Below are 21,721 nucleotides of genomic sequence, written 5' to 3'. Positions count from 1 at the left end.
TCAGATTCTGCCGCGCAGCGTCACCAGAATATTGCGCGGATCGCCATAGGCATCGGTCGAGCCCCAGCGGATATCATAGCCGATCGCCTTGTAATAATGCTTGTCGAACAGATTGTTGATGTTGGCCTGAAGATCGAACCGGTCGCTGATCTTGTATCCCAGCATCAGGTCGGCAACGGCATAGCCGCCCTGTTCGACGCGGAAGGCGACATTGTTGAAATTGGCGCCGTTATTGTCGTTGTATATGCGACTCTGCCAGTTAAGTCCGGCGCCGACACGCAGCCGGTCGAGCTTCCCCGGCAGAGTGTAGAAGGTCGACAATTTAGCCATGTGGCGGGGCATGTCGGTGTCGAAATTCTTGCCGCCATTTTCGGGGTTGGTGTCCCGCACAAATTGAATGCTGGTATAGGTATAGCTGAGCGAAATGTTCCAGTCGGGCGTAATCGCGCCCTGAAGCTCGGCATCAATGCCCTTGCTGCGCACCAGGCCAGCAGCCGTCGAGCAACTGCTGGCCGGGAAGCTGGGACAACCGCTCTGATCGGTCGGCACAAATGCCCTATTCCGTTGGTCGATGCGGAAGAGCGCGATCGCCGCATTCAGCGCCCCGTCGAGATATTCGCCCTTGATACCCACCTCGTAGTTCTGGCCGGTGATCGGCTTCAGGATCGTCTGGCTGTCGGCGTCTACGGCAAAGCCCCTGGCCGTCTGCGGCTGGAAAATGTCGGTGAAGCTGGCATAGAAAGAATGATGACGATCGATGTCCAGGATCGCGCCGGCATAGACGGTCTTGTGGGCATCGACCTTGTAATCGCCGGTCGCAGCCGTGCGATTATCATAATCATACCAATCCAGCCGCCCGCCCAAGATGACCTTCAGCCCATCGAACGGATTGAGCCGGGTCGAGGCATAGAGACCGCCCTGGGTGATGACGTTCCGGCTGTAGGTCGTCGGCACGAAATTGGGTCGAGCACCGCTGGCCGGGTCGAAATCGAACATGTCGACATCGCCCGCGAGCAGCCCGCCCCCGCTGTAATTTTGCGTGCCTGTCGAGGTCTCGCGTCGGCTGGCACCGAATGTCAGATCATGGTCACGACCAAACAACGTGACCGGCCCGCTGGCATAGAGGTCGACACTGGCCTGATCCTCGTCATAGGCGGCCTGATAGGCGGAATGGGTGAGCGTCAGGTCGGGCCGGCGATAGACATAGGTGCCGGAGAACATGGCATCCTGCCACACCTTCATGCTCGCCAGCCGGACGCTCCAGTCGTGACCGAACCGATGGGTCAGTTCGCCAAAGACAGTGTTCGACTTCTGGCTTTTGCCTTCCCAGTCATAGCTGGGTCGGGTCGAGCGCGGCAGGTCGAGATGCGCGCCGGTAGCGCTGAGCGGCAAGCCGCCCCAGAAGCTATTGAAGAAATCATCCTGATGGGTGGCGCCCACCATGAGCGTCGTATCAGGGCCGATATCATATTCGCCGATCGCATGGATCAGGCCGCGATGAATGACCTCGCCATCGCGGAAACTGCTGCTGTCCTGATAGGAGCCGATAACCCGCACCCGCAGATTGCCGGCCTGATCGACACCGCCCGACATGTCGATCTGCCCGCGATAATTGTTCCACCTGCCGGCCGATCCTTCGAGATTGAGCTGAAAGTCGCGGGTCGGGCGCTTGCGCACCAGATTGATCGCCGCCGATGGATTGCCGCTGCCGGTTACAAGGCCCGTAGCGCCGCGCACCACCTCCACCCGGTCATAGATGGCCAAATTGGCCTGACTGCCCACCACCCATCCCTGATAGCGGGACGGCAGGCCGTCATACATGATGTTGTCGATATCAAAACCGCGCGCGGTAAAGCTCGGGCGGCCGGGCCCGCTGGAATAGTTGAGGAAAAGGCCTGGCGTATTTTTCACCACGTCGGTGATGTTGGTCATCACCTGATCATCCAGTCGCTGGCGGGTGACGACGGTCACCGACTGCGGTGTCTCGCGGATCGACATGGGCAGCTTCGTCGCGGTCTTCATCGACCGGGTCGTGTAAGAGCCGGTCCCTTCGGTAGATGCGGGATCACTGGTCAGCCCATCATCAACGGCCTCCCCTTCAACCCGGACCGACCCGAGCATGACAGCCTGACCATCCTGACTGGCTTGTTCCTGCCCAAACGCAGGCACCGCCGCGGCAACGATACCGCCCCCAGACAGCAACGCCCCCATCCATCTCATATGTCGCATACCAGCCCCTTTATTGCTATTGATTCGCATATGCGAATTAGGGACTGTGATTTATGCTGTCCAGTACGGGGCATGTTGCGCGTTCGACAAGGACTATTTGCCGGACATGGCAGCCCTTACGACCACAAAAAATCAAATGTCTTTTTTTGCAAATAAATCTCATTTGCGTTAATGGCACCATCCCAACGCGACGAGGTGCCAAGCGAGCCACTCGCCATGGGGTATGCAATTTGTAGGCAACGGGGCGGCTTTCCAATATTTCTCGACGTTTTTCTTTGGAAATCCAGTCACGCCAAACGTCAACCAAACAGGGCATTGATGGGCATTAGCGAACAGCGGGACATGCACGAACACAGGTCATCAGAGGTCGCCGGAGGCAAGACATCATGAAGGCATCGCTGCGCCAGACCATGTCGACGCTGCACACCTGGACCGGGCTGCTGCCTGGCTGGTTGCTGTTCGTCATCTTCCTGTTCGGCACGGTCGCCTTCTTCCAGCAGGAAATATCGCAATGGATGCGCCCCGAACTGACGCCCGCGCCGGTCAGTGATAAGGCAATCGACGCCGCCGACACGATCCTGCGCAAGGAAGGTGCGGGTGCAGACCACTGGACGCTCTCCCTTCCCGGTTCGCGCGGCGGCGACGGCTTCTCCATCAGTTGGACGCCGGCCGGCGGCGACCGCTCAAGTCAGCAGGAACGGACGCTCGATGCCACCAGCGGCACCCTGACCAGCGTGCGCGATACGCGCGGCGGTTTCTTCCTCTATCGCATGCATTTCGACCTTCATTATATGCCGGTCATGTGGGCGCGCCTGCTCGTAAGCCTGGCTGCACTCGCCATGCTGGTCGCGATCCTGAGCGGCGTCGTCACCCACAAGAAAATCTTCACCGACTTCTTCCTGCTACGTTTCGGCAAGGGCCAGCGCTCCTGGCTCGACGCGCATAATGTCACCGCCGTCCTTGCCCTGCCCTTCTATCTGATGATCACCTATACGGGCCTTGTCACCCTGCTCTTCACCCTGATGCCCTGGGCAATCAGCGCCAATTTCCCGTCGACCGACGCCTATTATGAGGCGGCCTTCCCGTCCGGGCCAAAGAGCGAACCGAGCGAGGCGAAGGCCGATCTGCGCCCGATCCCCGAACTGCTGCAGCGTGCGCGTACGCTGCGGCCCGGTTTCGAGCCCAGCTATGTCAGCATCAGCCATCCCGGCAATGCAGCCGCGATCGTCCGCATCTGGCCCCGTACCGAAACGCTGGGTGGCCACCAGCCGATGCTCTACCTCAACGGCGCCACCGGCGAACCGCTGGCTGGCCCGCGCGAAGGCGGCGCGGCGACAGCGATCAAAGGGGTGATGGTCGACCTTCATGCCGGCCGCTATGCCAACCCGGCCTTGCGCTGGCTCTATTTCCTCTCCGGCGTGGGCGGCACGATCATGGTCGGCAGCGGGCTGGTGCTGTGGACGGTCAAGCGTCGCGCCAAGCTGCCCGATCCGGCCCGGCCCCATTTCGGTTTCCGTCTGGTCGAACGGCTGAACATCGGCGTCATCGCCGGCGCATCGGCAGGGATCGCCGTCTATTTCCTCGCCAACCGGTTGCTCGATCCGACCATGGTCGGACGCGCCGATTGGGAGGTCAACGCTCTGTTCATCGCCTGGGGCGCGATTTTCATCTGGAGCCTGGGCCGGCCGGCACGGCAGGCCTGGGTCGAGACGCTGGCCGCCTGCGCCCTGCTCTATGCCGCCATTCCGCTGGTCAACACCGCCACCACGCCCCGCGGCCTGCCCGCCAGCGTGATGGCGGGTGACGCGATCTTCATCCTGTTCGACCTGATGATGATCCTGACCGCCACCGGCTTCGCCTTTGCCGCCCGCAAGGTGGCAACCCACCAGTCCAAGGCCAAGGCGCGCAGCCGCACGCGCCAGCCCAAGCAAGATTTTCAGGAGGTGCCGGCATGACCCATGTCGCAACAGCCCTGCTGTCGCTCGGCGGCTTTGCGCTGCTGTTTCTGGCGATGGCCCGCCACCAGCAGGAGTGGCTTCGTCGCAAGCTACCCGACCCGCAATCGCGCCGATTGCGCCGGGGCGGCTTTGCGCTGCAGAGCATTGCCTTCCTGATCGCAGGCCTTGGCCTTGGCTGGGGTTATGGCAGCGTCGCCTGGTTCGGCTGGCTGAGCGCCGGCGCCGTCACGATCGTGACGCTCAATTGCAATCGCGAGCGCATCCTCGCGCGGGTGCGGCCATGATCGGGTTCAGCTCTGTCGCCCGTGCGCGCTGGGCCAATGCCGGACGGATCACGGCCTGCACGCTGGGTGCCTATGGCCTGACCGCGCTCGTCACTGCGGCCCTTTCCCGCCTGCTCGTTCGCCTTGGCACCGATGCGGTCGAAGCCGTCACCGGCGTTACGCTTGCCAGCTTTGCCTTGTTCGCGGTGATCGCAATGAGCGCCTTTCACGCGCGCAATCCGGCGCGCGCATGGAGCGTCATGATCCTCCTGGCCCTGCCCCCCGCCATGCTGCTGCTCATGCTTTCGGAATAGATATGGCCTCGCCCCCTCGCCCCCGTGCGCCACTGACCGATTATGTCGTGCCGAAATCGGCGCCGACCCTGAGCATCTTTGCCGTGGCTCCGCCGGCTGCGCCACCGGAAGCGGCAAGCGAAGTGCCGCCCGGCCCCGAACAGTTCCGGGCGGAAGAGTCGCAGTCAATGCCCCGGCAGCCTATCCTGGAGCCACCCGAGGATGTGAAGGTCGAAAGCATCGAACGGGTCGTGCCGGTAGAGTTTTTCCTGCGATGATGCTGTTCCATGCGATGATGGCCGGCCTTGCCATGACGGCGGGCGCCATGGCGAGCGAACAGGAAGCAGTTCAGAACAACAGCCCGCCAGCTCATCCGCCGATCGTCCCGGCTGGTCCTGATCCGGTTTATCCGGCCGATTTCTACGCGCCCTTTCAGCCCCAGACCGCGCTCGACATGCTGGAGCGCACCCCCGGCTTCCTGTTGAGCGAGGGTAACAGCCTGCGTGGTTTTGGCGGCGCGGCCGGCAATGTGCTGATCGATGGTCAGCGACCTACGGTGAAGGCCGGCGGCATTACCGAGGTGCTGCTTCGGATCGGTGCCGCACGCGTCGAGCGGGTCGTGCTGTTGCGCGGGACCGACGCGGCCGAGGCACAGGGACAGACATTGGTCGCCAATGTCATCCTGCGCACCGATGGGAGTGGATCGGGCAATGCCTCGCTGAAGCTCAGCCATACCCGCGACGGCCGAATATCGCCCTCTGCCCAGATCAGCCATGCACGCAAGATTGCCGGCTGGCAGAGCAATGTGGAACTGTCGGTCGAGCAGGTCCGCTATCCGATCGACGGCATCTATCATATCAGCGACGGCAATGGCATGCCGACCGAGACCCGGCATGAGCGCATCATCGGCAAGGCACCGGAGATCGGGCTTGCGGCATCGACATCGGGCGCGCTGGCCGGCGGTACGCTGACGCTCAATCTGCGGCTCAATCGGGATGGCTATGAATCCGACCGGGCGATCATGATCTCGCCGACTGACGGTGCAGCGACGATCGAGCGGACCATCGGCTATGACGAAAAGGGGCGCAGTGGCGAGTTGGGGCTCGACTGGACCCGCACCCTTGGCAAGGACTGGTCGGCAAAGCTGGTGGGGCTCGGTCGGGTCGAACGCCTGACCACTAACGAGGACTATGTCGAGCCGGACTATCGTGGCGTTTCGGCGCTGGCGCAGAAGCCGTTGGAGCTGGTCGGTCGCACAACGCTGACGCGGGGTGGCGACCACGTACTCCGCCCCGAACTGGGGATGGAGATCGCCTATAACCGGCTCAACAGTGCCCTCGACTATGCGGAGGATAATGGCAGCGGCCTGACGCCGATCACCCTGGCAAATGCCAATAGCCGTGTATCCGAACTGCGGGGCGAGGCCTTTGCCAATGTCACGTTACGCCTGGGCAAACGCTGGACGCTGGAAAGCGGCATGGCGTTCGAACTGTCGCGTATCCGCGTTACGGGGGATGCCGCGAACGAGCAAAGCCTGTCCTATTGGAAACCGTCTGCCGCTCTGGTGTGGTCGCCGCGCGATACCAGCCAGTTGCGACTGGGCATCCGCCGCACCGTCGATCAGCTCGACTTCGGCGATTTTGCCGCATCGGTAAATCAGGCCGACGGCCGGCCGCTCGGTGGAAATGCGCAATTGCGCCCAGCCCGCGTTACCCGCGCCCTTGCCCGTGCCGACCATCGCTGGGGCAAGGGCGGCGCGCTGGCGGTCGAGGCCTATCATCAATGGCATCAGGGGATGCTTGGCTATCTCCTCCTCCCCACCGGCGACGAAGCGCTGGGGACGATCGGCAATGCCCGGCAATGGGGCATCAGCACGCAAGCAACCCTGCCGCTCGATGCCGCCCTGCGCGGCGCGCGGCTGACGCTCGACGGTACGCTACGGGGATCGCGCATGCGCGATCCTGTAACCGGAGACAACAGGAAGATGGACGATATCGCGCCACGCAGCCTGACCGCCGAGTTCCGCCACGACGTGCCGAAACTGCGTTCATCCTGGGGGATCAGCTATACCGCCGCCGAACAGGGCGATGTCTTCTACACCGGTGAGCGACTGACCTGGCGCGACGATGCCACATTCGATGCCTATGTCGAAACCACGGCGCTGGCAGGGTTCAAGACGACGCTGCGGGCCAGCGCGCTCAACGGTCAGGATTATCATCGGCTGCGCCGCTTCTACAGTCCAAGCCGGGCAGGCAGCTATAGCGGGCAGGAACAGCGCAACCAGTGGGAGGGGGCAGTCGTCTCGCTGACACTGGCGCGTGCGCTGTGAACCGCTCTACCCTGCCCCTCCACCGCCGCACGCGGACCGAGCGCCGGGTGCTCTCAATGCTGCGGGGCGAGGAGCAGCGGATCGGTCTCGCGGCCATCGACAGCTTCGCCCGCCTGCGCAGGATCGCCATCGAATGCGGCCTGCGCATCCAGCCGCCCGGCGCCCGCTATGTCAGTGACGACGAACTGGTCCTGCTTGCCTCGCTGGCCGATGCCCAGCGCCTCAGCTCTGCCCCCACAACAACCCTGGACGAACGGCTGACCGCCGATATCCGCTCCTGCGCGGAGCTGCTGATCCGGAATAATCTGCGGCTATCGCCCCTTACCCTTTATAGCGGGCGCGGAGCACGCCGAAGCTGACCACAGCCGATGATCGGCGCCCCCATCTCTGCCGCACGAATCTATGAGCCATTCTCCCGCCAGATTGCCCGAACTCATTTGCGCAAATTGTCTACAACTTTAGTTGACAGTTAACGCTAAGCCCCGGCTGCGGCGGATCAAGATTGAGTGGGGAACAATGAAAAAAGGGATTTTCCTGGCCGCTGGTTGCAGCGCGATCATGGCCGCGGCAATGGCCGGGTCGTCCTGGGCACAGGCGCCAGCGCCGGCAGAGGATGGCGGCGCCGGCGGCGGCATCATCGTCACCGCCGAGCGGCGCGCCACGGACCTTCAGAAGACCGCGATCGCGATTTCCGCCTTCACGCCGGAAACGCTGGAGCAGCGCAACATCACCAATGTGCGCGACCTGGCCGGCCAGGTGCCCAACCTGTTCGTGGCGCGGACATCGATCAGCCACACCACCCAGACCTTCTCGCTGCGCGGCGTGGGCGAATCCGACCCAATCCAGGAGCCGGTGCTCGCCATCTATGTCGATGACGTCTACATTCCGCGCCAGATCGCCTCGATGAGCGAATTTGTCGATCTGGAACGGATCGAGCTGCTGCGCGGGCCACAGGGGACGCTCTATGGCCGCAACTCGTCGGCCGGTGCGCTGCGCATCATCACCCGCGCCCCCGACGAAACCACCCGTGTCACCGCCGAACTGGGCTATGGCAGCTATAATGACGTACAGGGCCGGGCGCTGGTCAGCGGCAAGATCGCGGGCGACCTGTCGGGCAGCATCGCCTGGATCCATCGTACCCGCGACGGCGTCACCTACGACCCGACGCTGGGCCATGACGTCAACCGGATCGACCTCGACGCCTGGCGCGGCAAGCTGCGCTATACCGGCATCGCCAATCTCGACGCGCTGCTGACCGTCAACATCCTGCGCGACCGCAGCGATACGCGGTCCTATATTCCGGTCAACCAGCCCGGCAGCTTCAGCCGCCGCCGATCCTATTCGGAGGTCGAACCGGACCAGCATCTCAATTCGCGCAGCGCGTCGCTGCGGCTGGTCTATGACCTGTCGCCCAGCCTGTCGATCAAGTCGATCAGCGCCTATACCGGCTTCAACCTCAATCCCGTCAATTACGAGAATGACGGCGAGGCCGCACTGATCCAGAAGAACCTGATCCATTATAATGACCGGGCCTTCAGCCAGGAGGTGCAGCTGAACGGCGACTTTGGCGACCTCAGCTTCACCAGCGGCCTCTTCTACCTGCATGAACGCTTCTTCGTGGAGCGTGACGGCTTCAGCCGTACAGGCACCGCCGCGACCGCGCCGGTCAACCGGCTGCGCGCCCACAACATCACCTATACCGATGCCTATGCCATATTCGGCGAGGGCACCTGGAAGGCGAATGACATATTCAGCCTGACCGCCGGCCTGCGCGGCACGATCGAGAAGAAGCGCTTCGTCTTCGACAACAAGGTGATCGACGATGATCGCAATGTCGTGGCCCAGTCGATCGCCGGCGAGGCGGAAAAGACCTGGAAGGCGCTGACACCGAAATTGTCGGTGCAGGCGCAATGGACGTCCAATCTGCTCAATTACCTCACCTATTCGCGCGGGTTCAAATCCGGCGGGTTCGACAATCGCGCGACCCGGCTGGATCTCGCCACCCTGCCCTTCGATCCGGAAAAGGTCTCGACCTATGAAGGCGGCCTCAAGGCCACCTTGTTCGGCGGCGTGCTGCGCAGCAATCTCGCCATCTTCTACAATGATTACAAGGATCTCCAGGTATCCTTCTACGACCCTGCCTATGTCGGATCACGCCGCGGCAATGCCGGCAAGGCGCATAGCTGGGGCGTGGAGCTGGAAAATGACCTGCGCCTGTCGGATCGCTTCTCGCTTCAGGGGTCGGCTGGTTATCTCAAGGCCATTTATGACGATTATAAGGGTGCGGGGGGCAATGGCGTCGACGCCGATGGCAATCCGCTGCTGAACGCGCCCAAATGGTCCCTGTCGGGCGGCGCCAATTATGCGCTGCCGCTGGGCGCATCCGGCAGCACATTGCGCCTGTCGGCCAACGCCCAATATCAGAGCAGCTTCTATCAGAACGCCCTCGCCCGACCGCAGGACGAAGTGCCGGGCCAGACCTTCATCAACGGCTCGATCACCTGGATATTGCCGGACGACCGTTTCCAGTTCGCCATCCAGGGCAAGAATATCCTGGGCGCGAACAAGCCGGTCAGTTCGACCTACATCCCTTCGACCGGGGTCTATTATAAAAATTATGCCGATCCCGCGACGGTGCTGCTGAGCGCCCGCTTCTCCTACTGACGCCTGCCCTATTGGTCCATTTCATATGCGCTTGAGGAGACCGCGTTGGTCGCGCGGGACAGTCGGGCATAGAGGAAATGGGCTCACCCTCCCCTCCAGCAGAAGGACAAGGCCATGGCCCGTTCTCCGCATATCAAGCTCGGCTTCATCCTGCATGGCGTCGGCCGCACCTGGCATGACTGGCGCCATCCCGATCGTGACGTGAATGCCAGCACCAGCCTTGCCCGCTATCAGGAACAGGCAGCGACCGCCGAACGCGGCAAGTTCGACTTCCTGTTCGTCGCCGACAGCCTGTCGATCACCGAACGATCCAGCCCCCATTATCTCAACCGGTTCGAGCCGATCACCATCCTGTCGGCGCTGGCGGCGACCACCAGCCGGATCGGCCTGGTCGGCACGCTGACGGTCAGTTACTCCGAGCCCTTCAACGTGGCGCGGCAATTCGCCTCGCTCGATCACCTCAGCAGCGGGCGCGCCGGCTGGAATGTCGTCACCTCCTGGCTGGGCGACACCGCCGCCAATTTCAGCAAGAGCGAACATCCGGCCCATGCCGTGCGCTATCGCATCGCCGCCGAATATCTCGATGTCGTCCAGGGGCTGTGGGATAGCTGGGAAGACGGCGCCCATGTCGCCGACAAGGAAAGCGGCCAGTTCGTCGATCCCGACCGGCTGCATGCGCTCGACCATAAGGGCGAGTTTTTCCAGGTGCGCGGACCGCTCAACATCAAGCGCACGCCCCAGGGCCAGCCGGTAATTTTTCAGGCCGGGGCGTCGGACGATGGCCGCAACTTCGCCGCCCGCCGGGCCGAGGTGATCTTCACCCATGCCGAGACGATCGAGGCGGGCCAGACCTATTATGCCGATGTGAAGGCGCGGGCGAAGGGCTTTGGCCGGGATGCCGACCAGTTGTTCATCCTGCCGGGCATCGCTGCGATCGTCGGCGACAGCGACGAGGAGGCCGAGGCGCGCTACCGCGAACTCGCCGCGTTGGAGTCGATCGACACCGGCCTTGGCTTCCTGTCGCGCACCTTCAATGACCATGATTTCCGCCAATATGATCTCGATGCGCCCTTCCCCGATGTCGCGCATCTGGGCCTCAACAGCCAGCAGAGCGGGACGCTGCGCATCCTGGCCGAAGTCGAGGCGGAGGGCCTGACCTTGGGGTGGGTGGGTGACGGGCGGGGGACCGCGGGGGGCGCGTTCGTGGGGTCGGCCGAGACGGTGGCGGATCAGTTGCAGCGCTGGTTCGAAAGTGGCGCGGCCGACGGCTTCGTCCTGTTCGAGCCACTGCCGGGGCAGTTGACGCTGTTCGTCGACAAGGTGATCCCGATCCTGCAGCAGCGCGGCCTGTTCCGCACCGACTATGAAGGGACGACCTTCCGCGAGCATCTGGGCCTGTCGGTGCCGGATAATCGCTACAGCGTTGCGCGCGAGGCCAAGTCGGCCGCCTGATCCTATCGAACAAAAAAGGGGCCCGGCAATGAGATTGCCGGGCCCCTTTTGTTTCTGGCGTTCAGCGCAGCCAGGCGAGGATATCAGCCGCTTCCGGTCGGTCGAGCCAGTCGGGGCTGACATGCAAGCGCTGCACCACCCGACCCGGCCCCAGCAGCAGCGCCGCGGGCTGCGGCAATTCCCAGCTGCCCGTGCCGGTCACCTCGCCGATCCAGCCGGCGGGCGGAGGCGACGGGCGATCATCGGGGACGAAGGCGATGCCGAGCAGGCGGGCGAGCTGATTGTCGCGATCGGTCGCGACGGCGAAGGGCAGATCGTGGCGGCGCTTGATCTCCACCAGCCGATCGGGCTGCTGCGGGCTGAACGCGACCAGCGGGATGCCGCGCGCGCGCAGCACCGGCCAGAGCGTCTCGGCATAATAGGGCAAGGCGATGTTGCAGGCCGGGCAACCCGCAAAGCGGAAGAAGATCAGCAGCGCCGGCCCCTGCGCCGTCAGCGCGTCGAGCGTCAGCGTGGCGCCTTCCACATCGTCGAGTGCCAGATCGGGCAGAACATCGCCGGGCTGCGCCACCGTCGCCGGATCGAAGCGTGCCACCAACTGCTGCCGCTGCGCTGCGTTGCGCGCCAGTTGGGCGGGTGCCCAGTCCCGTTCCCGTTCCGCCTGAAGCGCGGCATAGCGCGCCCTCAAATTGTCGCCAACGATCGTCGCCATCTGCCTGTCTCCTTTGCCGGAGATAGGAAAATGGCGCCGCGGGGCACGCGACGCCAATGAGACTTGGCGGGAAGCCGCCGATTAATGCTTATAGATCAGGCATCATAGCCCGGTGCCTGGCGTGATGCCTTGCGCAGCGCCGCTTCCCAGACCAGGTCATAATGGGTGCGCCGTCCCTCGACCGGCTGGCGCTCGCGCGACATCTGGCGCTTCACTTCCGCCTGCGCCTCCTCCGGCGCGATCAGCACATTGTCGCGCCCGACGCTGAGCGAACGAACCTGTGCGGTGCAGGCGGATTCGAGCTGATAGATTCCGCTCCACGCCTCACCGGGGCTTGCGCCGAGCGCCAGCGTACCATGGTTGCGCAGCAGCATGACCTTGGTATCGCCCAGATCGGCCACCAGCCGTTCGCGCTCGTCCAGGTTCAGCGCCACGCCCTCATAGTCATGATAGGACAGGCGCGGGATCAGGGCCAGCGCGCGCTGGTTCAAGGGCAGCAGCCCTTCGGCATGAGCAGACACCGCCATGCCGTCGGCGCTGTGAAAATGGGCGATGTAATGGGCGTCGTCGCGCGCGCCGTGGATCGCCGAATGGATGACATAGCCGGCATAGTTGATGCCATAGTCGCTCTGCCCGATGACATTGCCGTCGAGATCGACCTTGACCAGGCTGGACGCCGTAATCTCGTCGAACATCAGGCCGAACGGGTTGATCAGGAAATGATGGTCCGGCCCCGGCACGCGGGCCGAGATATGGGTGTAGATGAAGTCATCCCAGCCATAGAGCGCCGAGAGCCGGTAGAAGGCGGCGAGATCGACCCGCACCTTCCATTCGGCTTCGCTGATGCCGGTGCGCGAAAAACGATCATCCTTGAGGATGGTGGCCATGGGGAAAGCTCCTTGCGTCAGGATCCGAAACTGGTGTCGAAGGCCTGCGCCACGTCCCGTTTGGGATCGATCAGGCCGGCGCGGCGATAGCGGTCTACGATCGCCTGTTCATGGGCGATCACCTTGGCATCGACGGGCTGCGAAATGCGGTTGCTGCGCTCGAAACTGGCGCGGGCGATGTCCAGCGGCAGGCCGGTTTCCTTGGCCAGCACGGCGGCAAACTGGTCGGGATGGGCGCGGGCCCAGGCGACCGCCTTCGCCTCGCGCTGAAGGAAGTCGGCCAGCAGCGCACGCTTGGGCGCGATCGAGGCATCATGGGCGATGTCGATATAGAGCGGCAGGCCGTAATCCCTGGCATCGGCAACCGCCCGCGCCCCTTCCTTGACCGCGACATTGGTATAGGGGGTCCAGGTCGACCAGGCGTCGATCGATCCGCTGTCGAACGCAGCCTTGGCATCGCCCGGCGGCAGGAAGGTGATCTTGACCTTGTCGGCCGGGATATGCGCCCGCTCCAGCGCCTGGAGCAGCAGATGATGGCCGATCGATCCGCGCGTGGTGGCGATCGTCCTGCCGACCAGATCCTGCGGCGAACGGATCGGCGATCCATCCTTCACTAGGATCGCCAGCGCCTCGGCCGCCTGGTTGGCTGGCGCCTGCACCGCGATCGCCTTGACCGGGCTGCCGCTCTGATAGGCGAAGATGAAGGGCGCGTCGGCGGCAAGGCCAAGGTCCGCCGCGCCGCCGCCGACCGCTTCCAGCAGCGGCTGGGCGGCGGGAAATTCCGACCATTCGACCTTGTAGGAGGCGCCATCGAGCGCGCCGGAGGCAAGCATCATCGCCTTGACCTGCCCCTTCTGGTTGGCGACGCGCAGCACCGGCACCTGTTCAGTGCGATATTGGGTGACAGCGAAGGCGACACCGGCAGAGGCGATCAACACACCGGCGATCAGGATCGATTTCTTGCTCGCCATATCAGCCTGCGAGCGCGACGTCGACCTTCTCCCGCTCGGCCACCTTGCGGCGGACGACCGGCAGCAGTTCGCGGCCATAGAGGATGGAATCGCCCAGCGGATCGAAGCCGCGGATCAGGAAATGATCGATGCCGATATCATAATAATCGAGCATTGCATCGGCCACCTGTTCGGGCGTGCCGACCAGGCCGGTGGAGTTGCCGGCCGCGCCGGTGAGCGCAGCGACGCCGGTCCACAGCCGCTTGTCCTGCCGATTGGCCTTGGCTGCCTCCAGCAGGCGCAGCGATCCGACATTGGGCGGGCGATGGCCGGTCAGCGGCAGGCCGGCGGCGACGCGGTTTTCGCGCACCTGCTCCTCGATCTCTGCCGCGCGCTTCCAGGCCGCTTCCTCCGTGTCGGCGATCACTGGGCGCAGCGACAGCGAGAAGCCGGGATTGCGGCCATAGCGGGCGGCGGCACGGCGCACCTGACGCACCGTGTCCTGCACCGCTTCAAGCGTTTCGCCCCAGAGCGCATAGACATCGGCATGGCGCCCGGCGACCTCGATCGCCTCGGCCGAGGAACCACCGAAGAAGACCGGCAGATTGTCCGGCTTAATCGCGCTGAAGGCCTGGCGAATGTCGTAAAAGTCACCCTGATGGTCGAAAGGCTGGGCCGCCGTCCATTCCTGGCGCAGGATGGTCAGATATTCGTCGGTGCGCTGATAGCGCTGGGCCTTGACCGTGCCGGTGTCGCCGTCACGCGCCATTTCCTCGTCGGCGCCACCGGTGATGATATGCACCGCGCCCCGTCCCCCTGACAGCTGGTCGAGCGTGGCCAGCTGGCGCGCCGCCACGGTCGGCTGGGTGAAACCGGGCCGATGGGCGACGAGGAAGCCGAGCCTGCTCGTCAGCGCGGCGGCATGGGCCGCGACGATCTGGCTTTCGGGACTGTTGGAGCCGAAGGGGATGAGGACGCGGTCGAAGCCGCCCTCTTCCTGCGCCTTCGCCGCAGCCTCGACATAGTCCTTGTCGAGCACACGGCTGCGCACCGCCGCCTGGGTTTCCGAGCCATTGTTGAAGCCGATATAGCCGATGAACTTGACGCTCATGGGGTCATTCCTTCCCGAAGTTCAGATGACGTAGAAGCCGTGGGTGCCGTCCTTTTCGAGCTGGGCGACAAGGCCATATTCCCAGTCGAGATAGGCCTGCATCTTCTCGGCCTTGTTGTCGGTGCCCTCATAGGGGCGCTTGTAGCGGCCCTCGGGTCCACGCGGGGCCGGCGCGCCGTCACTGCCGCGTTCCAGCACCACCGCCGACCAGTCGACGGACAGGACATAGACTTCCCAGCCAAGCTGGGCGAGCCAGGAGGCGCTCATGTCGGCACGCGGGCCAAGATCGTCGGTGACGACGATGCGGGCGCCGCGCACTGGGGCATTATGGTCGGTTTCCTGCACCAACTGGCCGCCCTGCGCATTGCGGAAGCCGGGCAGATGCCCCGTCTCATATTCGCGCGGCTGGCGGACATCATAGAGATAGAGGGTGCGGGCGGTGTCGGCCTTCAAATGCGCCAGATCGTCCCAGCCGATCCACTTGACCCCGGCGCGATAGGCGACGTCGCGGGCATGGGCACGGGCCGCCTCGATCGCCCTGCCATCGACTTCGGGGGCCGCACGCACCTGGCCGGTTTCAAGCCCCTGCCCGGCCAGCGTCCAGCCGATCGTGCCGTTGCGCAGCGCATAGACCTTGTTCGGCAGGCCGGCATTGACCAGCGACTGGGTGCCGATGATCGACCGGGTGCGCCCGGCGCAGTTGACGATGATGGTGGTGTCGGGATCGGGCGCGATCGTGCCGGCGCGCAGCACCAGTTCGGCGCCCGGCACGCTGGTCCCGGTCGGGATGCTCATCGTATGATATTCGTCATAACGGCGCGCGTCGAGGATCGCGATGTCGGCCTTCTCGTCGATCAGCGCCTGCACATCTTCGGCCGCAAGGCTGGGCGTATGGCGGCGATGCTCGACCAGTTCGCCGAACGCCTTGGAGTAGCTGTTCACATCCTCAAACAGTTCATAGCCGGCATCGCTCCAGGCGCTGAGGCCGCCCTCCAGTTCGCGCACATCGGTATAGCCAAGCCCCTGCAATCGCACGGCGGCACGGCGCGCCAGCCCCTCGCCCGCATCATAGACGATGATCGGCGTGTCCAGCCGGGGGATGCGCCAGCGCGCTTCCTCATCGATGCGGCGTAGCGGGATCTGGGCAGCGAAGAGCGGATGGCCCTGCGCAAACTCATGTTCCTCGCGCACGTCGATCAGGGCGATCTCGTCGCGGGCGATCAGCGCGGTGCGGATATCGGCCGGGGTGGCGACCTCTATGCGGTCCAATATGTCGGTGGTCATGCGTTTCTCGATCTGTCCCAGAGGTTGGGGATGACGCGGTTGGCGTATCCGGAGATGAAGCTTTTGGGTGTGCCGTCAGGGGCGAAGGTCGCGCGCTCGACCGCGCCGATATTGCCGCCATAGACATGGATGCTGACCGACGGCGCATCGGCCCGGCCGTTGGATACGCGGTGGATGTCGCCGATCCGGGGCGACACGGCATCCACCTCGCCCTCGCGCAATATGTCTGTGCCCTGCGCGACCAGTCCGCCGCCGGGCAGGCGATGGAACCGCTCGACCTGCTCGCTGCCGCGCAGCACGCCGACCAGTCCCCAGACGCCATGGTCGTGGATCGGGGTCGACTGGCCCGGTCCCCAGACGAAGCTGACGATGCTGAACCGTTCGCGGCTGTCGCAATGGAGCAGATATTGCTGGTAGCGATCGGGATCGGGCAGGGCATATTCGGGCGGCAGCCAGTCGTCTCGGGCGATCAGCCGGGCAAGCAGGGTGCGGCCACTTTCCAGCAGCGCCTGTTCGTCGCGGGTGCAGGCGATCAGGTCAGCCAATGCCGTGACGAAACCGCGCAGCCGACTGGTATCGACCGGTCGCTCAATGGTGGTGACGGCGTTCATTCCGCCGCCTCCGCCTGGCGGGCGAAGGGCACCACACCCTCGCCATGATGGTCGCCGCCCAGATGGGACAGAAGCTGTTCGCGCAGCCGGCCGGCAAGGCCCGCGCGCTCGCCGCGCGCGGCGTGAATGCGCTCCTCCGCGACGATCCGCCCCTTGTCGAGCACCAGCACCCGGTCGGCCAGCGCAATCGCTTCCTCGACATCATGGGTGACGATCAGCACCGCGGGCCTGTGCGTCCGCCAGAGCGAGAGAACCAGGTCATGCATGCGATAGCGGGTCAGCGCGTCGAGGGCGGCAAAGGGCTCATCAAGCAGCAGCAATTGGGGGTCGCGCACCAGCGCGCGGGCGAGCGCAGCGCGCTGCGCTTCCCCACCGGACAGGGTGAGCGGCCAGGCGTCCAGCCGATGGCCAAGGCCGACTTCCTTCAGCGCAGCTTGCGCACGGTCGCGGATGGCGCCGCCCTTCAGGCCCAGCGCGACATTCTTCCAGACCGGCTTCCATGGCAGCAGCCGCGCATCCTGGAACACGACGGCGCGACTGTCGGGTACCTCCACATCCTGCACGCCAGCATCGTCCAGTCCGGCGAGGGTGCGCAGCAAGGTGGTCTTGCCCGATCCCGATCGCCCCAGCAGGGCGATGAACTCGCCCGGCGCGATTTCCAGGTCCAGCCCGTCGATGATGCGGTTGGCTCCAAAGCTGCGGGTGAAGTGCTGCAGGCGGACGACCGGTTCGGGATGCGGCTGGTGCGCCGCGCTGTCGATGGTGGAAAAGCCGAGGCGCGCGTCCATGATCAATTCTCCACTATGCTGGGGCGCCAGACGAGGGCGCGGGCTTCGAGGGACCGGACCAGCCAGTCGGCACCAAGGCCGAGAATGGCGTAGACCATGAGGCAGACGACGATGATGTCGGTGCGCATGAAGTCGCGGGCGTTGTTGATGAGATAGCCAAGCCCCGCCGAGGCGTTGATCTGCTCCGCCACCACCAGCACCAGGATGGAGATGGACAGGGCGTAGCGCAGCCCGACCAGCAGCGAGGGCAAGGCGGCGGGCAGCACGACGTGCCAGACCTGTTCCCAGCGACTGAGGCCGAAGCTCTTGGCGGCATCGAGCAGGCGCGGATCGACGCCGCGAATGCCGGCATAGAGGTTGAGATAGACCGGGAAGATGGTGCCGAAGGCGATCAGCGCGATCTTGGGCGTCTCACCGATGCCGAACCAGACGATGAACAGCGGCGTCAGCGCCAGCGCGGGAATGGTCCGCTTGATCTGCATCAGCGGGTCGATCGCCAGCTCCGCGCCGCGCGACAGGCCCGCCGCCAGCCCCAGCGCCAGCCCCAGGCCGACGCCGATCAGCAGGCCGACCGCGACGCGGCCGAAGGAGACGAGCAGGTTGGAGGGCAACTCGCCGCTCAACACCATCTGGATCAGGGTGCCGATTACGGCGGATGGCGCGGCCAGCGTGCGTTCGGGGATAAGGCCGGTGCGCGAGCCCAATTCCCACAGCAAAAGTAACAGCAAAGGTGACAGCCATCGGCCGCCGAAGCGAGCGAGGGAGAAGCGGCGTCTGGCGCGCTGTAGCGGCGTGTCGCCCCTTATTGCCAATGCGGTCATGTCCATCCGTCATGCTGGTGAAGTCGCCTTCATCCAACATCAATTCTCTACTCATTCAATTGAGTTTTATCGTGCCGGTCTATTAGGGAAAATCATAAGTCGCCATTCGCCCCTGATTCCGGGCGTTTCGGCGCGCGACGAGCGGGATAGCTTTTCCTGACCCCGGACAAACTCTACTATTTTGATTGATATATTGCCATGGATCATAAGCACAGGCCCGTGCCCGGCATCGGATCGGCCCCCTTTCACCATCAGAAGGATATGCCGTGCCGGTCAATCTGCCGACCAATCTCCTGCGCAGCTTTGTCGCGATCGTCGACACCGGGTCGATGCTCAATGCGTCGGAACAGGTGTTCGTGACCCAGTCCGCCCTCAGCCTGCAGATCAAGCGGCTGGAGGAACTGGTGCAGCAGTCGCTGTTCCTGCGCGAAGGCCGCCGCCTGCACCTGACCGCGGCGGGGGAGGTGCTGCTCGATTATGCGCGCCGGGTGCTGAGTCTGCATGACGAGGCGGTGGCGGCGGTCAGCGCCGGACGCTTCGCCGGCCCGGCGCGGATCGGCATGGTCCAGGATTTCGCCGACAGCCTGCTTTCGGGCCTGCTCTCCCGCTTTGCCGAACTGCATCCCGACGCGCAAATCTATGCGCGGGTCGCGGGCACGGCGGAGTTGCAGGCGCTGCTCGACCGCCGCGAACTGGACATATTGCTGGGCTTTGCCGCGCCCAATGACGGCAGCGCGGTCACGGTGGCGCCGATGAGCTGGTATGGCACGGCCGAACTGGTTGATCGCGACACGATCCCGCTGGCGGTGCTGGAGGAACCGTGCCGTTTCCGCGAGGCGGCGATCCGCGCGCTGGAGGATATGGGGCTGCAATGGCGGATCGCGGTCGAGACGCCCAACCTCGCCACGCTGCGCGCGGCGGTGGCCGCAGGCCTCGGCATCACCGCGCGGACCCATTTATTCCAGGATGACATGACGGTGCTGGAGCATGAGCGGCTGCCTACCCTGCCCCGCGTCGCCGCGATCCTGCGCACCAGCGACAAGCTGGACCGCGCCGCGCATCGACTGGCGGAACTGGCGCGCGAGACAGTGACCGGGCTTTAGATCGGAATGATGTAGACTGATCCACTGCGTCATTGCGAGCGCAGCGAAGCAATCCAACATCGCTCGGGTGGATTGCTTCACTTCGTTCGCAATGACGTTTCAAGGGCAAGCCATCGCTCTTTTACGGCCGTCTTCCAGACCTCAGTAGCCGCGCGCCGGATCGACGATGTCGGACGGCGCCTCGCCCCGGACGAAGCGGGTCAGGTCATCCTGGATCTTTTCCAGCAGGCGATGGCGTACCAGTTGGTAATTGCTGGAAATATGCGGGGTCAGCCGCACCCTGGGATGGGTGTAGAGGACATGGCCCTCGGGCAGCGGTTCGGGGTCGGTGACGTCGAGCGTCGCAAAACCCAGCCGGCCATCGTCCAGCGCCCGCACCAGAGCCGCCTGATCGACCACCGATCCGCGCGCGACATTGATGAGATGCGCGCCCGGCCGCACCCGCGCCAGCAGCGCATCATCGACCAGATGGCGGGTCTGGGCGGTGGCCGGCACGGCGAGCAGGATATGATCCGCCTCCTCCACCAAAGTGCCGACATCGCCGACCAGTTGCACGCCCGGCACGCTGGGCTGCGCGCCGGATCGCCGCACGCCGATTACTTGCGCGCCCAGCGCCAGGCCGCGCCGCGCGACCGCCGCGCCGATCGCGCCCATGCCAATGATGCCGATGGTCGTTCCCGATACCCGGCCCAGCTGCGCCGGCCCCCATTGCGCCCGCGAACGGACAGTGACGGCATCGAGATTCTTGGCATGGGCATAAATGGCGGCGATCGCATAATCGGCGATCTCCTCCGACGCGACGCCCCGGCCACAGGTCACGAGCGGCGCGTCAAGCAGCCAGTCGGGATAGAAATCGACCCCGACCGAGGCGCTGTAGACCCATTTCAGGCGCCCCGGCCAGGGTGCGGGCCGGCGCACCTCCGGCGCGCGCCAGGCCGGCGACGGGCGGATCAGCAATATGTCGGCCTCGTCGGCAGCGCTCCAGGGCGCGTCCTCGGCAACGTCGATCAGCACGGGGGCGGACGGGTGGCGGGCAAGGCTCCGGTTGAAATCCGGCTCCATCTGGCTGGCGATGATCAGGGACATGGGCTCAATTCTCCAGCGCCGCGCGACCGGCGGCAATCAGGATGGTGTCGGTCTGCGGCGAATGGATACGGCTGCACAGCACGTCGCGATAATGGCGTTCCAGCGGGTTATGGCGGCTGATGCCGGGATTGCCGGTCAGTTCCAGCCCGATCTCGACCGCGCGGATGGCGTTGGCGGTGGCGACATATTTGATCGCATTGGCCTCGACCGCCGGCGGCGGATCGCCCGCGTCGATCCGCGCCGCAGCGTCGCGCACCAGCGTGCGGTTGACCTGCAGCAAAGCCTCGATCTCGCCGAACTTCTCCTGCACGCGCGGCAGGGTGGCGAGCGATGCGCCCAGGTTGCTCGGCACCCGATCGTTGAGATAGGCGCGCAGCCAGTCGCGCGCGGCGCGCGCCACCCCGTCATAGATGACCGAGATGGAGAGCGCATTCCATAGCGTCTGGACCGGATCGGGCGCGCCCCATTCCTCCGGCCGGCGAATGTCGACCGCATGGTCGGCCGGCGTCGGCGTATCGGTGAAATGAACGGCATGGCTGACCGTCGCGCGCATCCCCAGATGATCCCAGGCCGGCTCGATATCCACCCCCGGACTACCGGCGCGGACCAGGAAATTGCCGACGCGTGGAGCATCCTCGTCGGTCTTGGCCCAGACCGAATACCAGTCGAGCCCGGTCGATCCGGTCGAGTAGATCTTCGTGCCGCTGATCGCCCAGCCATGGGCAGTGCGCCGCGCGATCGTAGCAGGCAGGCCGCCGCGCACGGGCGTCCCCAGTTCCGGCTCAACCCGCAGCCCGCCGATCAGTCCCCGGCCCGCCACCGCATCGCGCGCCAGCGTCTCGTAGATGTCCGCCGGCCAGCCCCGCGCCCGGTTCGGCGTGGCATGATAATGATAGGTCATGAACAGGATCAGCGCGGTCGAGGGATCCCCCTTCGCCACCGCCGCCAGCACCCGCAGCGCTTCGGAAACCGACGCGCCCCGCCCGCCATGTGCGCGTGGCACGGTCAGCGCGATCAGCTCCTGTTGCGCCAATATGTCGAAATTGGCGCGGGGAAATTCGCCGCTGCGGTCATATTGCTCCGCATTGGCCGCCAGCAGGCGGGTCAGCCGATCGAGCTGGTCGGCGGGCACCGGCCCTTCGGGCGGCTGCGGCTGCACGGAAATTGCCTGGGTCGCCAT

The 21,721-nt window shown here is 64.7% G+C and carries 21 protein-coding genes; 10 read left to right on the top strand and 11 right to left on the bottom strand.

Translation table 11 applies throughout. From position 1 onward, the window contains the following. Entirely contained in the window at positions 1–2,121 is a 2,121-nt protein-coding gene (locus BRX37_RS05090) for a TonB-dependent siderophore receptor (protein ID WP_125985782.1), read from the bottom strand. 494 nt (positions 2,122–2,615) lie between these two features. Between BRX37_RS05090 and BRX37_RS05085 the strand changes: the two genes are divergently transcribed. From BRX37_RS05085 to BRX37_RS05050, 8 genes are all read left to right on the top strand, one after another. Beyond that, a complete protein-coding gene (locus tag BRX37_RS05085) occupies positions 2,616–4,184 on the top strand; it encodes a PepSY-associated TM helix domain-containing protein (RefSeq protein WP_125985781.1) in 1,569 nt (522 codons plus the stop codon). Beyond that, positions 4,181–4,471 (top strand): DUF3325 domain-containing protein, encoded by a 291-nt coding sequence (locus BRX37_RS05080; protein ID WP_125985780.1) that lies wholly within the window; start codon positions 4,181–4,183, stop codon positions 4,469–4,471. Before BRX37_RS05085 ends, BRX37_RS05080 begins: the two co-directional genes overlap by 4 nt. Next, positions 4,468–4,764, top strand: a complete 297-nt coding sequence (locus tag BRX37_RS05075; protein WP_125985779.1) for a hypothetical protein — start codon at positions 4,468–4,470, stop codon at positions 4,762–4,764. Before BRX37_RS05080 ends, BRX37_RS05075 begins: the two co-directional genes overlap by 4 nt. Positions 4,765–4,766: 2 nt before the next feature. Continuing rightward, positions 4,767–5,021 (top strand): hypothetical protein, encoded by a 255-nt coding sequence (locus BRX37_RS27230; RefSeq protein WP_318276610.1) that lies wholly within the window; start codon positions 4,767–4,769, stop codon positions 5,019–5,021. Beyond that, entirely contained in the window at positions 5,018–7,072 is a 2,055-nt protein-coding gene (locus BRX37_RS05065) for a TonB-dependent receptor plug domain-containing protein (RefSeq protein WP_125985778.1), read from the top strand. Before BRX37_RS27230 ends, BRX37_RS05065 begins: the two co-directional genes overlap by 4 nt. 56 nt (positions 7,073–7,128) lie before the next feature. Continuing rightward, positions 7,129–7,431 (top strand): hypothetical protein, encoded by a 303-nt coding sequence (locus BRX37_RS05060; RefSeq protein ID WP_125985777.1) that lies wholly within the window; start codon positions 7,129–7,131, stop codon positions 7,429–7,431. 157 nt (positions 7,432–7,588) lie between these two features. Next, complete coding sequence (locus BRX37_RS05055) at positions 7,589–9,736, top strand: TonB-dependent receptor (RefSeq protein ID WP_125985776.1); 2,148 nt, start codon at positions 7,589–7,591, stop codon at positions 9,734–9,736. A 114-nt stretch (positions 9,737–9,850) separates the two neighbouring features. Next, positions 9,851–11,188, top strand: coding sequence for an LLM class flavin-dependent oxidoreductase (locus tag BRX37_RS05050; protein ID WP_125985775.1), 1,338 nt, complete (start codon positions 9,851–9,853; stop codon positions 11,186–11,188). Positions 11,189–11,249: 61 nt separating this feature from the next. Here the strand turns inward: BRX37_RS05050 and BRX37_RS05045 are convergent, their stop codons facing one another. From BRX37_RS05045 to BRX37_RS05010, 8 genes are all read right to left on the bottom strand, one after another. Continuing rightward, positions 11,250–11,900 carry a peroxiredoxin-like family protein gene (locus BRX37_RS05045; protein WP_125985774.1) on the bottom strand — a complete coding sequence of 217 codons (651 nt, stop codon included), beginning with the start codon at positions 11,898–11,900 and terminating at the stop codon, positions 11,250–11,252. A 95-nt stretch (positions 11,901–11,995) separates the two neighbouring features. Continuing rightward, positions 11,996–12,787 (bottom strand): class II aldolase/adducin family protein, encoded by a 792-nt coding sequence (locus BRX37_RS05040; RefSeq protein WP_125985773.1) that lies wholly within the window; start codon positions 12,785–12,787, stop codon positions 11,996–11,998. 17 nt (positions 12,788–12,804) lie between these two features. Continuing rightward, a complete protein-coding gene (locus BRX37_RS05035; protein WP_125985772.1) occupies positions 12,805–13,758 on the bottom strand; it encodes an ABC transporter substrate-binding protein in 954 nt (317 codons plus the stop codon). 1 nt (position 13,759) lies between these two features. Further along, positions 13,760–14,848: an LLM class flavin-dependent oxidoreductase gene (locus BRX37_RS05030; RefSeq protein WP_125985771.1), complete on the bottom strand. Its 1,089-nt coding sequence runs from the start codon at positions 14,846–14,848 to the stop codon at positions 13,760–13,762. A 21-nt stretch (positions 14,849–14,869) separates the two neighbouring features. After that, positions 14,870–16,132 carry a rhodanese-like domain-containing protein gene (locus BRX37_RS05025; protein ID WP_125985770.1) on the bottom strand — a complete coding sequence of 421 codons (1,263 nt, stop codon included), beginning with the start codon at positions 16,130–16,132 and terminating at the stop codon, positions 14,870–14,872. Continuing rightward, positions 16,129–16,743 carry a cysteine dioxygenase family protein gene (locus BRX37_RS05020; RefSeq protein WP_125985769.1) on the bottom strand — a complete coding sequence of 205 codons (615 nt, stop codon included), beginning with the start codon at positions 16,741–16,743 and terminating at the stop codon, positions 16,129–16,131. Before BRX37_RS05020 ends, BRX37_RS05025 begins: the two co-directional genes overlap by 4 nt. Next, positions 16,740–17,531, bottom strand: a complete 792-nt coding sequence (locus tag BRX37_RS05015) for an ABC transporter ATP-binding protein (RefSeq protein ID WP_125985768.1) — start codon at positions 17,529–17,531, stop codon at positions 16,740–16,742. The genes BRX37_RS05020 and BRX37_RS05015 overlap by 4 nt, the downstream gene beginning before the upstream one ends. 2 nt (positions 17,532–17,533) lie before the next feature. Beyond that, positions 17,534–18,352: an ABC transporter permease gene (locus tag BRX37_RS05010; protein ID WP_125985767.1), complete on the bottom strand. Its 819-nt coding sequence runs from the start codon at positions 18,350–18,352 to the stop codon at positions 17,534–17,536. Here BRX37_RS05010 and BRX37_RS26635 point away from each other — a divergent pair. Together BRX37_RS26635 and BRX37_RS05005 are read left to right on the top strand one after the other, a co-directional pair. After that, entirely contained in the window at positions 18,351–18,512 is a 162-nt protein-coding gene (locus BRX37_RS26635; protein ID WP_164522415.1) for a hypothetical protein, read from the top strand. The two genes, BRX37_RS05010 and BRX37_RS26635, sit on opposite strands and share 2 nt — an antisense overlap. Before the next feature lie 106 nt (positions 18,513–18,618). Next, positions 18,619–19,455, top strand: coding sequence for a LysR substrate-binding domain-containing protein (locus tag BRX37_RS05005; RefSeq protein WP_004207521.1), 837 nt, complete (start codon positions 18,619–18,621; stop codon positions 19,453–19,455). A gap of 141 nt (positions 19,456–19,596) precedes the next feature. Here BRX37_RS05005 and BRX37_RS05000 read toward each other — a convergent pair whose 3' ends face one another. Then, the gene (locus BRX37_RS05000; RefSeq protein ID WP_004207522.1) at positions 19,597–20,541 is read right to left on the bottom strand and encodes an NAD(P)-dependent oxidoreductase; all 945 of its coding nucleotides are present in this window, start codon (positions 20,539–20,541) and stop codon (positions 19,597–19,599) included. Between the two features lie 4 nt (positions 20,542–20,545). Further along, complete coding sequence (locus BRX37_RS04995; protein ID WP_125985766.1) at positions 20,546–21,721, bottom strand: acyl-CoA dehydrogenase family protein; 1,176 nt, start codon at positions 21,719–21,721, stop codon at positions 20,546–20,548.

Origin of the sequence: Sphingomonas sp. S-NIH.Pt3_0716, from assembly GCF_003950715.1 — a bacterium.
Taxonomy (GTDB): domain Bacteria; phylum Pseudomonadota; class Alphaproteobacteria; order Sphingomonadales; family Sphingomonadaceae; genus Sphingobium; species Sphingobium yanoikuyae_A.
The sequence above is the reverse complement of the archived record's forward strand: the minus strand, read 5'-3'. Positions and strand labels throughout refer to the sequence as shown.

Coding starts and splice junctions, on each gene's coding strand:
- BRX37_RS05015 (WP_125985768.1), bottom strand. CDS start 17,531: ATGGACGCGCGCCTCGGCTTTTCCACCATCGACAGCGCGGCGCACCAG.
- BRX37_RS05085 (WP_125985781.1), top strand. CDS start 2,616: ATGAAGGCATCGCTGCGCCAGACCATGTCGACGCTGCACACCTGGACC.
- BRX37_RS05010 (WP_125985767.1), bottom strand. CDS start 18,352: ATGACCGCATTGGCAATAAGGGGCGACACGCCGCTACAGCGCGCCAGA.
- BRX37_RS05075 (WP_125985779.1), top strand. CDS start 4,468: ATGATCGGGTTCAGCTCTGTCGCCCGTGCGCGCTGGGCCAATGCCGGA.
- BRX37_RS05080 (WP_125985780.1), top strand. CDS start 4,181: ATGACCCATGTCGCAACAGCCCTGCTGTCGCTCGGCGGCTTTGCGCTG.
- BRX37_RS05025 (WP_125985770.1), bottom strand. CDS start 16,132: ATGACCACCGACATATTGGACCGCATAGAGGTCGCCACCCCGGCCGAT.
- BRX37_RS04995 (WP_125985766.1), bottom strand. CDS start 21,721: ATGGCGACCCAGGCAATTTCCGTGCAGCCGCAGCCGCCCGAAGGGCCG.
- BRX37_RS05060 (WP_125985777.1), top strand. CDS start 7,129: ATGCTGCGGGGCGAGGAGCAGCGGATCGGTCTCGCGGCCATCGACAGC.
- BRX37_RS05050 (WP_125985775.1), top strand. CDS start 9,851: ATGGCCCGTTCTCCGCATATCAAGCTCGGCTTCATCCTGCATGGCGTC.
- BRX37_RS05090 (WP_125985782.1), bottom strand. CDS start 2,121: ATGCTCGGGTCGGTCCGGGTTGAAGGGGAGGCCGTTGATGATGGGCTG.
- BRX37_RS05040 (WP_125985773.1), bottom strand. CDS start 12,787: ATGGCCACCATCCTCAAGGATGATCGTTTTTCGCGCACCGGCATCAGC.
- BRX37_RS05000 (WP_004207522.1), bottom strand. CDS start 20,541: ATGTCCCTGATCATCGCCAGCCAGATGGAGCCGGATTTCAACCGGAGC.
- BRX37_RS05020 (WP_125985769.1), bottom strand. CDS start 16,743: ATGAACGCCGTCACCACCATTGAGCGACCGGTCGATACCAGTCGGCTG.
- BRX37_RS05065 (WP_125985778.1), top strand. CDS start 5,018: ATGATGCTGTTCCATGCGATGATGGCCGGCCTTGCCATGACGGCGGGC.
- BRX37_RS05045 (WP_125985774.1), bottom strand. CDS start 11,900: ATGGCGACGATCGTTGGCGACAATTTGAGGGCGCGCTATGCCGCGCTT.
- BRX37_RS27230 (WP_318276610.1), top strand. CDS start 4,767: ATGGCCTCGCCCCCTCGCCCCCGTGCGCCACTGACCGATTATGTCGTG.
- BRX37_RS05030 (WP_125985771.1), bottom strand. CDS start 14,848: ATGAGCGTCAAGTTCATCGGCTATATCGGCTTCAACAATGGCTCGGAA.
- BRX37_RS26635 (WP_164522415.1), top strand. CDS start 18,351: ATGTCCATCCGTCATGCTGGTGAAGTCGCCTTCATCCAACATCAATTC.
- BRX37_RS05035 (WP_125985772.1), bottom strand. CDS start 13,758: ATGGCGAGCAAGAAATCGATCCTGATCGCCGGTGTGTTGATCGCCTCT.
- BRX37_RS05055 (WP_125985776.1), top strand. CDS start 7,589: ATGAAAAAAGGGATTTTCCTGGCCGCTGGTTGCAGCGCGATCATGGCC.